This is a genomic window from Rhodococcus sp. JS3073 (assembly GCF_026810085.1).
Classification (GTDB): Bacteria; Actinomycetota; Actinomycetes; order Mycobacteriales; family Mycobacteriaceae; genus Rhodococcus_F; species Rhodococcus_F wratislaviensis.
In genome coordinates this window covers 5130996-5142799 of record NZ_CP113951.1, presented here as the reverse complement: position 1 = coordinate 5142799, position 11804 = coordinate 5130996, and the positions used below count along the sequence as shown (strand labels likewise).

General features: G+C 65.4%; 9 protein-coding genes. 4 read left to right on the top strand and 5 right to left on the bottom strand.

The annotated features are described in order from the left end of the window. Positions 1-13: 13 nt before the first annotated feature. From OYT95_RS23205 to OYT95_RS23185, 5 genes are all read right to left on the bottom strand, one after another. A complete protein-coding gene (locus OYT95_RS23205) occupies positions 14-910 on the bottom strand; it encodes an alpha/beta hydrolase (protein ID WP_128640993.1) in 897 nt (298 codons plus the stop codon). 52 nt (positions 911-962) lie between these two features. Beyond that, a complete protein-coding gene (locus tag OYT95_RS23200) occupies positions 963-1409 on the bottom strand; it encodes a VOC family protein (protein ID WP_268789210.1) in 447 nt (148 codons plus the stop codon). A gap of 102 nt (positions 1410-1511) precedes the next feature. Beyond that, positions 1512-3479, bottom strand: a complete 1968-nt coding sequence (locus OYT95_RS23195) for a hydantoinase B/oxoprolinase family protein (RefSeq protein WP_268789209.1) — start codon at positions 3477-3479, stop codon at positions 1512-1514. A gap of 2 nt (positions 3480-3481) precedes the next feature. Continuing rightward, positions 3482-5572 carry a hydantoinase/oxoprolinase family protein gene (locus OYT95_RS23190; RefSeq protein ID WP_268789208.1) on the bottom strand — a complete coding sequence of 697 codons (2091 nt, stop codon included), beginning with the start codon at positions 5570-5572 and terminating at the stop codon, positions 3482-3484. 110 nt (positions 5573-5682) lie between these two features. Beyond that, the gene (locus OYT95_RS23185; protein ID WP_128970076.1) at positions 5683-5907 is read right to left on the bottom strand and encodes a hypothetical protein; all 225 of its coding nucleotides are present in this window, start codon (positions 5905-5907) and stop codon (positions 5683-5685) included. Positions 5908-6440: 533 nt separating this feature from the next. Here OYT95_RS23185 and OYT95_RS23180 point away from each other — a divergent pair. The 4 genes from OYT95_RS23180 (at position 6441) to OYT95_RS23165 (ending at position 11804) form a co-directional block, all read left to right on the top strand. Beyond that, positions 6441-7016: a TetR/AcrR family transcriptional regulator gene (locus OYT95_RS23180; protein ID WP_158461308.1), complete on the top strand. Its 576-nt coding sequence runs from the start codon at positions 6441-6443 to the stop codon at positions 7014-7016. Between the two features lie 591 nt (positions 7017-7607). Then, a complete protein-coding gene (locus OYT95_RS23175) occupies positions 7608-9095 on the top strand; it encodes an aldehyde dehydrogenase family protein (RefSeq protein ID WP_128640988.1) in 1488 nt (495 codons plus the stop codon). A gap of 64 nt (positions 9096-9159) precedes the next feature. Continuing rightward, the gene (locus OYT95_RS23170) at positions 9160-10047 is read left to right on the top strand and encodes an SDR family NAD(P)-dependent oxidoreductase (protein ID WP_128640987.1); all 888 of its coding nucleotides are present in this window, start codon (positions 9160-9162) and stop codon (positions 10045-10047) included. After that, on the top strand, positions 10044-11804 hold the full coding sequence (locus tag OYT95_RS23165) for a class I adenylate-forming enzyme family protein (protein WP_268789207.1): 1761 nt from the start codon (positions 10044-10046) through the stop codon (positions 11802-11804). The genes OYT95_RS23170 and OYT95_RS23165 overlap by 4 nt, the downstream gene beginning before the upstream one ends.

Genomic DNA, 11804 nt, shown 5'->3' with positions numbered 1-11804 from the left:
CCGGTTCGTTATGTCAGGCGTCGGCGAGGTGCTTGGTGAAGAACTCCGTCAGCTTTACCAACGCGGGGGTGATGTACTCGTCCTTGTCGTAGAGGTCGACGTGGGTCGCGCCCTCGATCGTGAAGAGCTCGGCGGTCTCGCCGGCGTTCTTCACGGCCCGCTGGCTGTCGGGCAGTGTGACCGCTTGCGTGCCTGCGATCATCAGCAGCGGCCGTGGCGCGATCTTGGCGGCGTCGGCAAAGGAGTCGAACTGGTCGAGTTGGTCAGCGCTGCGCGCCACCCACTTGTTGGTCGCGCGCGGGTGATGGCCGCGTGGAGTTTTGTAGTAGTCGAAGAACTCCCGAACGGGACCGGGGGTGGAATCGTCGACAGAGTCCGGCAGCGCGTCCACGAGGGTCGCGGCCTTGCCTGCCGCTTCCTCGCTGCGCAGGCGGCCGGCCTGCTCGACCATCTTCGCGAAGCCGTCGGGGTCGCCGCCTCGGAAGAAGCCCGGCACGTCGGTTCCACTGACGGCGGCCACGGCCTTCATCCGGTGGTCCGTCTGCGCGGCGTAGGGGGCGTAGCAGCCCGACCCGCAGATGCCGAGTATGCCGATCCGTTCGGGATCGACGTCGTCGCGGGTGGTCAGGTACGACACGGCGTTGCGGAAGTCCTCGGCCCGCTGAAACGGGTCTTCAAGGCCGTGTGGTTCGCCCTCGCTCTCACCCTGGTAGGCCGCGTCGAACGTCAGCGTGATGAAGCCCTCTTCCGTGAGGCGCGGGGCGTAAAGCGCGGGCGACTGCTCCTTCACCGCGGTCGTCTGGTGCCCAACCACAATGGCAGGTAGCCGTGCCGAGGTCGGGTGGTCGGGGGTGTAGAGGTGTCCTGCAAGCATCATGCCGCTGCTCGGGAACCGCACATCGGTCTTCATGGATTCGTTCTCCTTCGGCGAGTTGGATGTGGGTGCTCACTCGGTGTGAGTGTTACTTCCTCTGATGGATGTGCGGAATCGGATGGGGAATCTTCTGGCCCGTGGGAATGCCGTCCAGGGTGTCGGTATTCCCGGAGACGATCTCGACGAGATACCCGTCGGGATCGGCGACCATGCAGATGTTCACGGCGCCCAGACTCAGCGGCTCGACCGCCAGCTCGAACCCGGCGTCGTGGATCTCCTTGCGGGCGGCGTCGATATCGTCGACATTCACCACCAGCGGAGCCCACCCGGGTGAGGCGGAAGGAACGGGCATGACGTCGCCGTGCAGGAGTACGAGACCCCTTGTTCCCGTTGCATCTTCGAGTAATGCCTCGGTCACGTCCGGATCGGCGAACTCGAGCCGTACCGCTTCCTTCAGGCCGAAGACGCTATAGAACGCGAGGGATCGATCGAGGTCGCTGACGACGAGTTTGAAATTGGTGATCTGTGCGCGCATGTGAGCACCTCCGTGTGAGTGACAAGTCCGATAGAGGGAGATGGGATGGGGTGTGGCGCCACCGCGCCGGGCACCCCATCCCATTTTCAGAGTGCCGTGGCGTCAGCCGGGCTTCTTGGCTGTAGTTCGCCGCTGCCGAGTGGCCTCGACGTCGACGTGGAGGCCCTCGGGGTCGAAGTGCGGGTCGCCGGTGATCACGACGCCGAAGCCGCGTTCGGCACCGGCGATGGTGACGTAGCCGTCGCGGACGTCGAGTTTGACGCGTTCGGGGTCGCGTTCGAGCGGGTCACCCCACCCACCGCCGCCGTTTGTCAGGTATCGCCAGGTCGCTCCGGGTTTCGTGGTCCAGATCGGGGTCTGCCCGAAGTAGAAGTAGGAGCCGTCCACGTCGGGGACCTGCGTCTGCGGGTTCAGTGTGCCGGCGACGGCGACGGAATCGGTGTAGACGGAGTCGTCGGAGTCGACCAGGATGCCGGTGCCGCTGGTCGGCGCTCCGTCCTGGCCGAAGATCCACACTCCGCCGAGGGCGCCATCATGGCCGCCGTGCACGCCGATTCCGCTGGGCCGGCGGAACCGCAGCGGCATCGTCTGGTGCTGGGCCGCCTGGGTGTACTGGATGTCGCGGGCGATCGCGGCGCCGCCGCGGTTCAGGCCGGCTCCGGCCGTGTCGGGGATGTATTCGCGGCGCATGATCCGCAGCGGGAAGTCGACTTCGAGTGACTCGGTGGAGGGCGACATGATGTTGAGCAGGTAGTTGCAGGAGCAGCTGTCGCCGTCCCCCACCTGCGATGCACCCCAGGGTCCGTTCTCCCCTCCGGCCATCGCCGAGCAGAACCAGGGTGTGCCGTCCGGTCCGACGCCATTGGCATTGTGGACGTTGGTCGAGCCGAAGTCGCCGCCGATCGCCTTGGCACCCAGCACCGGCTCCAGCGCCCGGAGGAGCACCGTGAAGATCACCGCCTCGATTTCCCAGTAGCAGAAGATTGCACCGTCGGGCGGCAGGGCGCTGGTGATCGTTCCCGGGGGGATGACGAGGTCGATATCACGGAAGGTGCCGGAAGTGAAATCGCTGCCCGGTGCGAGCAGCATCTTCAATCCGACGCCGATCGCGGACTTGGCGTCGAGTGCGCCGGCGTTGATGGAGGTGCGGGCCTGCCTCGAGGAGCCACTGAAGTCGACTTCGACCTTCGTCCCGCGTTTGCGCAGCGCTACCTTGACCACGTACTCCTCGTCGGCGTCGACGCCGTCGGCGTCCACGGACCCGGCGCCCTCGTAGTCTCCGTCGGGGATCGAGGCGATGGCGTGGCGCATGCTCTCCGCGGAGGCGTCGCAGGCGTAGCGCAGGCTGCCCAGATAGGCCTCGATGCCGTAGCGTTCGATGGTTTCGTGGATCAGCTGCTCCCCCAGGGTGCAGCAGCCCTGAATAGTCTTGAAGTCCGGTAGCAGGAGCTCGGACATGCGCACGTTGTCGAAGATCATCGAGAACGTCTCCCGCACCGGTTCGCCCGCGTGATACAGCAGGCGCGGGCTGATCACGAGGCCGTTCTCGTAGACGTTGCGTTTGGTGCCGGAGAACCCGCCGGGTACGTCGCCGCCGATGTCGAGCTGGTGGGCGCGCAGCACCATGAACCCGGCGATCTTCTCGTCGTGGAACACCGGCCGGATGAAGCAGACGTCGTTCGGGTGGTTACCCATTCGGTACACGTCGTTGCAGATCAGCAGGTCCCCGGGTACGAGCCGCTCGGGTCCGTACTCCTCGACTGCCACCCGCACACCGTCGGACATGGTGCCGAGGAACACGGACAGGCCGCTGGTGACCGCGCTCATCGTGTAATCCTGCTCCGGCGGGGCACAGATGCAGGCTGCGAAGTCGTACGACAGCGCGATGATCGGAGAGAAGGCGCGGTGCAGGAGGCCAGTGACGACGTGCTGCACCGAGTAGCTCAGCCGGTTGGAGAGCACGGTCGCCGTGAAGCGGTCGCAGTCGTAGAGTTCCCGGAATTGCGCGTCGGTGAGGTCACGGAGCAGGATGTCGGCGCCGGCGACCGGGGCAGGGATCGTGGTGGTCATGGTTACTTCTCCTCGGAAACGCCGGTGCTGTCGGTTGCCCGGGTAATGACGATCTCGCCGACAGTGCCCACACGGGCCGTCTGGCCGGGCAGGACGAACGTGGTCGACAGTGGCTCCCGGATCACGGCGGGGCCGTCGATGACGTCATCGAGCATGAGAGCGTCGCGTTCGTATTCGGCCGCGGTGATGTCGTTCTCCTCGAGGTAACGCAGGCTGATCGTGCCGACCGGCTGGAGTCTCTCGCCCGCCGGGCGTCGGAGCGGTCGGGCGTATTCGACCTTGGTGGTCGGAACGATGGCGGTCAGACGGTAGGTAACCCCCTGAACCGGCATGCCCTCGAAGCGGTTGCCCGAGCGCTTTTCGTAGCCGTCGTGGAAGTTGGCGATCATCTGCCCGACCGTCTCGGCGGTGATCGGACCGCCGGGGACCTCGATGAACGGGGTCTCCCACACCTGTCCCATCAGTTGACCGTCGAAAGTCCGGACGAACGTGACTCGGTCGGCGTCGTCGCCGAGCGTGCGCCGCATCGACGCTTCCATATCGGAGTAGATGCCGTTGATCTCGTCGGCGGCGTCCGGCGTCAGGACCAGGTACGAGGTGCGGCTGTCGGCGTGCACCTGATCGGCGCTGACCAGCCCGAGCGCCGAGAACAAGCCTGGGTGGGGTGGAACGATGACGCTCTTGAGATTGATCATGTCGAGCAGTGCCGGCAACATCATCGACCCCGCGGCGCCGAATGAAATCATCGCGTAGTCGCGAGGGTCGACTCCGTTCTTGACGACGACGTCGAAGACACCTTCGGCGACGTTGTTGACCGCCATCTTGTAGGCGAACCGGACCCGTTCGGCCAGACTTGCCTGAGTATCGAGTCGCTCGAACGCTTTTCGGGCCAACTCCGGGTCCAGTCGAGAGCGACCGGCCGCGAATCGCTTCGGGTCGAGGATGCCGATCATCAGGAAAGTGTCGGTGGTGGTCGGCTGCTCGCCGCCGCGCCCGTAGCACGCAGGTCCGGGATCGGCGCCTGCGCTTTCCGGTCCGACCTTCAGCTCGCCGGTCGGGGTGATGCTGACGATGCTGCCGCCGCCTGCCCCGACACTGATGATCTCGTTCGACAGCGTATTGACGATCAGGTCGTGCTCGAGCTCGAAAGTCGTATTGACGAAAGGGGTTCCGCCGGTGACGACGCTCATGTCGCTGGACGTACCGCCGATGTCGACGCACAGCAGGTTGGGTTCGTCGATCATCGCACCGAGGTGCGCGCACGCCACCGTTCCGGCGGCAGGCCCCGAGAAGACGATGCGCGAGGGCCGCTCCATCGCTACATCGACAGGCGCCAGAGTTGCTGCGCAGTCGGCGAAGTTGAGGTCACCGGTAAACCCGAGCTCGCTGAGACCGGCTTCGAGTCGCTTCGAATAGGGGCCGTAGATCTTCTTGCACAGCACGTCGACGACCGTCGTCGACGCGCGCGGGTACTCGCGCGCTAGCGGGGAAACCTCGCTCGAGATGGAACAGGCGACGTCGCCGACCTCCTCCCGCACGAGTTCACGCAACCGCCTCTCGTGGCGGCCGTCGACGTACGAGTTGAGCAGGCAGATCGCGACGCCCTCGACCTTGCAGCGGGCGAGCACCTTCAGCTCTTCGCGGGCCTGCTCCTCGTCCAGCTCGATCACGATCGAACCATCTGCGCCGATCCGCTCGCGGATTCCGCGGCGGAGATAGCGCGGAACGATCGGCGCGGTTGCGTCGCCGAAGCTGCGACGCCAGGTCGGATCGGTGTTCCCTTCGGCCGGCCGCCAGCCGCGCGCCATGTCGAGGATGTCCCGATGGCCCTCGGTGGTCAGGAACGCGATCTTCGGTATCCGCCGAGTGATGATCGCGTTCAGACCGTGGGTGCTCGCATGGTTGAACACCGCCGCCGACTCGACACCGACCTCGGCCGCACCTTCGAGCACACCCTGGTAACTCTCGACGACGTTGGTGGCTACCTTGGTCGTCTCGATCCGGCCGTCCTTGATGGAGACGATGTCGGTGAAGGTACCGCCTACGTCGACCCCGATCATTTCCTTCATCTTTGCCACAGTCTTGCCCTTCACTGGGGCCACTCCTGCTCGTCAACCGTGGGAACACGGTCTGCATGACGCAGGGCAGCCTTTGGTGGTAGTCGAGGAGATTGACGCTCTCGCTGTCCGAACTCGATTCCGGTTCAGATCCGATCTGCCAGCAGTTCGATCGGTCCCAGTTTCGGCCCGGGGTTCCGGGCGACCGAATGCAGGCAGTGCGCGCACTTGACGACGTCGAACCAACCTCCCTCGGAGAGAAGCGGGTACGCCTGCAGCGCGCTGGCTCCGCATTGCGGGCAGTTTCCGTCAACGGGCGCTCGCTGCACCGACAGTGTCGGCTCACTCGGACGCGGATGCGCGATCGTCATCTGTTGCTCCTTTGCTGTCTTGTGCCGAATTTCGGCCAGATCCGGACTGGAATCCGGAGGCCGATTCGTGGCCATGTGTTGTGACGGTTCACGAGCGTTCGCCGGGGCCGCCCCGATCTCGACGGGGTGCACTCACTGTGGGACTCGGACTGGGGATCTAATCATCTATCGAAATTCCATCTCAGCGTCCTTGCAGCGAACTTGGCCTCTGAGGCATGTCCGGCTGGGTACGGATACGTTGGAGTAATCTAACCGCTGCTCGAAAAAAACTATAACATAGCTCACACTCGCCGCAAGGGCTGATTCCTCACCGATCGGACGTCTACGGCAGCAAACTCCACCAGCGGGGGTATTCTGTTGGTGATTAGAATTCAGCTGCGCGGCTCGACGGCGGGTCGTGTGGGGCGATGTGGCAGATGCAGCACGAATCCGGAACCCTAGGCAGACGGGCGCAGAGGACTATGACTCAGACCAACACGAACGGATCGGCGCGCACTTCGAGGCTCTCGAAGTCGGCGGCGACGCGGCGGCGCGTGATAGAGGCAGCTGCCCGGGTGCTGGTGGAGCAGGGCTATGCGGGTACCCGACTCTCGGACATCGCCACCGAGGCGGGGCTGCAGGCGGGGAGCCTCTACTACTACTTCGAGTCCAAGGAGAACCTGGTCGAGGAGGTCCTGCGCTACGGTGTGCAGTTCACGCACACCCATGTGCGGGTGGCTGTCGAACAGCTGCCCGAGACAGCGACGCCGGGAGAACGCCTCTCGACCGCAGTCAGCGGATTCCTGGAAGCGACGCTCGAACTCGGCGACATGTCACCTGCGCACGTACGGACCTACCAGCAACTCCCGCCGGAGATACAGGAACGTCTGCGGCCCATGCGCCGGGCGTTCGGACGCTTCTGGGAGGAATTGATCGATGCGGCGATCGCGGCCGGAGATGTCCGGGACGATATCGATCCGTTGATCCTGCGTCTGTTCATCATCAATTCGCTCGAGCGGGTCGCCGAGTGGCCGCTCAAGACCCGGCGTTCCCCTCGCGATCTGTCGGACCTGATGCAGACCCTGATCTTCGATGGAGTCGGTCAGGGAGACCGTCATCGACGCAAGTAGGCCGTAGGAGGAGCTCCTTTACCCTCCACCACAACGTATTCGGGGACGCCCGGCGACGCTGGAATTCCACTTGCGCCGGCAACCGTCACGTTCACGGGCACCAGTTCGCTGATCTCGTGCCACCGGTAGCCCATGACGGTACTCACCACTCGTGCGACGGTCGGACCGAGCGCGGATTGGACTGCGCGACGACCGCGGTAGTTCGATCTGCCGGCGACGTGACCGCGGACGATGTCCGTGCCGCGCCGGACCTGGCCACGCAATCGGGTCCCCCGCCACTCTTCGCCCCGGGCGGCCATGAATCACCTCACCTGAGGGTTGATCAGAAATCTAAGAGCGGTTAGACTATAGATCCTAACCGCTGTTAGAAGTTCGGAGCTGCTCCCGCAGTCATGGGAGGTCCAGTCCAGTTATCGATGCCGGGAAAAATTGATCTGCTCTTCGATTCCCGCTACATGGCGGGCCCGGGCCCCGAGGTTCCACCTCCGGTCAGCAGACATTCGTCCGATCGCTGCTCTGACCGAGGTCGAGAGAAATGCGCATCGAACCGGTCGAAGCACAGGCAATTGAACGCCAGAGGAGTGCCGTCGAGTGAGTACAGTCAACAGTTGTGGCCGACCCGAGGTCGTCGTTGCCGGCGATCTGCGTGTACCGAGGCCGGACGCCCTCCTGATCGGTGGGGAGTGGCGCCCGTCGATCGGGGGTGAGGTGTCGAAAATCGTGTCGCCTGTGACCGAGTCGACCGTGGCAGAGGTCGCGATGCCGTCGGTCGAGGATGCCGACGCAGCGACTGCCGCGGCGGCGGAGGCTTGTCGCGGCGACTGGCCCCGGTGGTCGATTGCGCGGCGCAAAGAGGTGTGCGCCCGCTTCTGCTCGCGAGTCGAGGAGCGTCTCGACGAGATCGGTGAGGTCTGGGCGGTGGAGGCCGGCATTGCTGTGCGCTGGAGCCGCACCCTGCACCGCTTCGCGGCGAAGGCCGCGTGGCGTACCGCGCTCGAATCCGTCGAGCAGGCCCTGGCTCCGGAAGTGCGGCAGACATCGGTCGGACAGGTGCGGATCGAGCACGGGCCGGTCGGCCCCGTTCTCGCGGTGCTCCCCTACAACGGTCCGCTGGCGACCATCGGTTCGAAGGTTATCCCGGCACTGCTGGCCGGCACCGCGGTTATCGTCAAAGCGGCACCGGAGTCCGCGCTGATAATGCGGATCGTGTCGGAGTGTGCGCTCGATGCCGGCTTTCCGCCGGGCGTGTTCAGCATCCTGGCCGCCGACACCGAGGTCTCGCGGCATCTGGTGCGGGACCCGAGGATCGAGCTGATCTCCTTCACCGGGGGACCGCGGGCGGCGTCGGACATCCTGTGTCAGAGTGCGGAACGTCTGCCGCGCACCGTCTTCGAGCTCGGCGGCAAGTCTCCCGCCGTACTGCTCGAGGATGTCGACCTCGATCAGGCGATGCGATCCCTGGTTGCGGGAGCGATGAGTGGTTCGGGGCAGGTGTGTGCGACGTTGTCGCGGATCCTCGTTCCGGTGTCGCGGCACGACGAGGTCGTCGATGCACTCGCCGGCGCGTACCGCGCCTTGCGGATCGGCGACCCCCGCTCCCCCGACACCGATCACGGTCCGCTCGCCAACCGGGCGGCCTACGACCGCACAACGGGTTTCGTGGCAACGGCACTGCAGGAGGGTGCGGAGGTGGCGTGTGGTGGCCGCCGGCCCGAGGGCTTCGAAACAGGCTGGTTCTACGAGCCGACACTGCTTGTGGGGGCAGGGGAGAACGACTCCGTGGTCCAGGAAGAGGTATTCGGACCAGTCACCGTCGTCCAGCCCTACACGGACGTCGATGACGCGGTCCGAATCGCGAACGGGACGGACTACGGCCTGGCGGCGAGCGTGTACACGCGAGACCGCGAGCACGGCCTCGCCGTCGCGCGCCGAATCCGGGCAGGATCGGTTGCTCTCAACACTTTTGGGCCGACGATGGCTGCACCGTTCGGCGGCGTGAAGCGTTCCGGATGGGGCCGAGAATGCGGGCCCGAAGGAATCCTGGAGTTCACCGAAACCAAACAGATCCTGATGGGCTGACAGTACAGACGAGAAGCCGCGAGCAGCACCCGATGCTCTCGCAGGCAATACGAAAGGACAAGACATGGCTGATCAAGTGGCACTGGTGACCGGCGGAGCGAGCGGAATGGGACGAGCCACGGTGGCTCGGTTCCTCGACCGTGGATTCAGCGTCGTCATCGCCGACCTCAATCAGGACGTGGCAGAGAAGGCGATCGCGGAGATCGCGGAGCAGGGCGCGGGCGACCGCGTGACGTTCGTGCGCACCGATGTCAGCGCGGAAACCGACTTCGAGGAGGCCGTGGCGAAGACCGTCGAGACGTTCGGTCGCTTCGATGCCCTTGTGAACGCGGCCGGTGTCGGCGGAGCGTTCGGCCCGCTCACCGATATCGACGTCGAGGACTGGGATTACACGTTCGATGTCCTGCTGCGCAGCGTCTTCCTCGGCATCAAGCATGCGGGCCGGGTCATGCGGGCGCAGGGGACCGGCGGGTCCATCGTCAACTTCGGGTCGGTGGCCGCGCACGCCGGTGGGCTGGGGGTCCAGCCCTACTCGGTTGCCAAGGCCGCGGTTCTCCATCTGACACGGGTAGCCTCGGTCGAGTTCGCGGCCGATCGGATCCGGATCAACGCGGTGTCCCCGGGGATCATCCAGACACCGCTGATCGGCCTCGATGAAAAGGACCTGGCTCCGGTCCTCGGGACGGTCCAACCTCTCCCCTACGCCGGTGAGCCAGATTTCGTCGCCGGTGTCGTCTCGTTCCTGGCCAGCGACGACGCTCGCTTCATCACCGGCGAGAACATCACTGTCGACGGTGGAATGGTCGCTGCAGGACCGCAACTGGGCGACATGGTCAACAACAACCCGGCATTGCGCGGTCTCGTCGGTGTGAACCGGGGCAGCACTGGTGAGCGGTCGACGATCCGGCGCAAGGTCGAAGTGTCGGCCGGTGCCGTGGACGGCGCACGATGAGCGTTCCCACTGTCGCAACACCGGACGAGCGGCGGGCGGCGCTCGAACGAGCGTTCGCGCCGTGGCAACCGCGGACCTTCGACGAGCAGTTCGATCATGCCGTCGCAAAGTACGCGTCGCGTCCCTACGTGATCAGTGGGGACCGGGTCTTCACCTACGCCGATGTCCAAAGCCGTGCGCGCCGCTTTGCGGACGGATTGGCAGCCTTGGGGGTTCGCCCCGGTGACCACGTCGGTCTGATCATGGCCAACTATCCCGAGTACGCGCCGATCAAGCTGGCGATCGCCCGGGTGGGCGCCGTCGCCGTGCCGCTGAACTACCTGTACCGCACGCAGGAACTCGGGTACGTACTCGCGCAGTCGTGCTGCCGGGTGCTGATCACGATGACCTCGTTCCGGGACATGGACTACCAGTCGATGCTCGACGACCTCGCGCCCGGCTGGGAGCGCGACGGGAAGACAGCGCTGGGTGACCTCGAGTTCGTGATCACGTTCGCGCCGGACGGCGCGGACGAACGGCGCGAGGGCGCGCTCGATCTGACAGATCTGGAACGGATCGGCGCCGAATCCCCCGGCTCGGCACCCGGCGGTCTGCGGCGGCCCGACGACCCATCCGACATTCTCTACACCTCGGGTACCACCGGGCAGCCGAAGGGCGTGATGCTCAGCCACGACGGCCTCCACCGCGCCGCCTACGGCTCACTGCACTGTCGCGCGCTCCCCGACGGAAACCGGGTCGTCTTCGCGCTGCCCTGCTACCACCTGTTCGCCTACGGCCAGGCGGTACTCGCGTCGGTCTTCGTCGGCGGCGCAATGCTCCCCCAACCGAAGTTCGATCCCCTCGAGTACTTCACGGCCATCGAACGGCACCGCGTCACCGATGTTCTCGCGGTACCCACGATGAGCGTCGCCCTTGTCGAGCACCCAGAGCGGAACCGATTCGACCTCTCGTCGTTGCGGATGATGCTGTCCGCGGCGGCGGTGGCTCCGACCTGGCTGTGGCAGCGGATTCGGGACGAACTCGGCGTCGCCGAACTCGTCACCGCCTACGGCATGACCGAGATGAGCGGGACGATGACCATGACACGTCCCGAGGACCCGTTCGACGCAATCACCTCAACCGTCGGCCGCCCCTTGCCGAGCGGTGCTGCAGGACTGTCCCGGATGAACGGGGTGATCGCCGAGTACCGGGTGATCGACCCCGTAACGGGCAACGAGGTTCCCCGTGAAGAGGTCGGTGAACTCATCGCACGGGGCCCCACGACGATGAAGAGATACTGGAACCGGCCCGAGGACACCGCGGCCATGCTGCGCGATGGATGGATGCATTCCGGCGACCTCGTGCGCTTCCAGGCGGACGGCTCGATGGTCATCGCCGGGCGGACGAAGGATCTCATCAAGACCGGCGGAGAGTTGGTCATGCCCAAGGAGGTCGAGGACTTCCTCACCGGCCGGCCCGGCGTCAGTCAGGCGTACGTGGTCGGGATCCCCGACGAACGCTGGGGGGAGGTCGTCGGTGCCTTCATCGTCCCGGAGCCGAACGCGACAGTGAGTGTCGAGGACCTGAGTGCGGTGTGCCGGGCCGAACTCTCCCGCTTCAAAGTGCCCCGGCACATCTTTCTGATGGACTCCGGCCAGATCCCGCAGACCCCGACCGGCAAAGTGCAGAAATTCAAACTCGTTCCGACGGCCCAGCGGCTGATCGGTTCACACACCCCGCTCGGTATCACCGCTTCGAGCATCACCCAAGGAGAATGA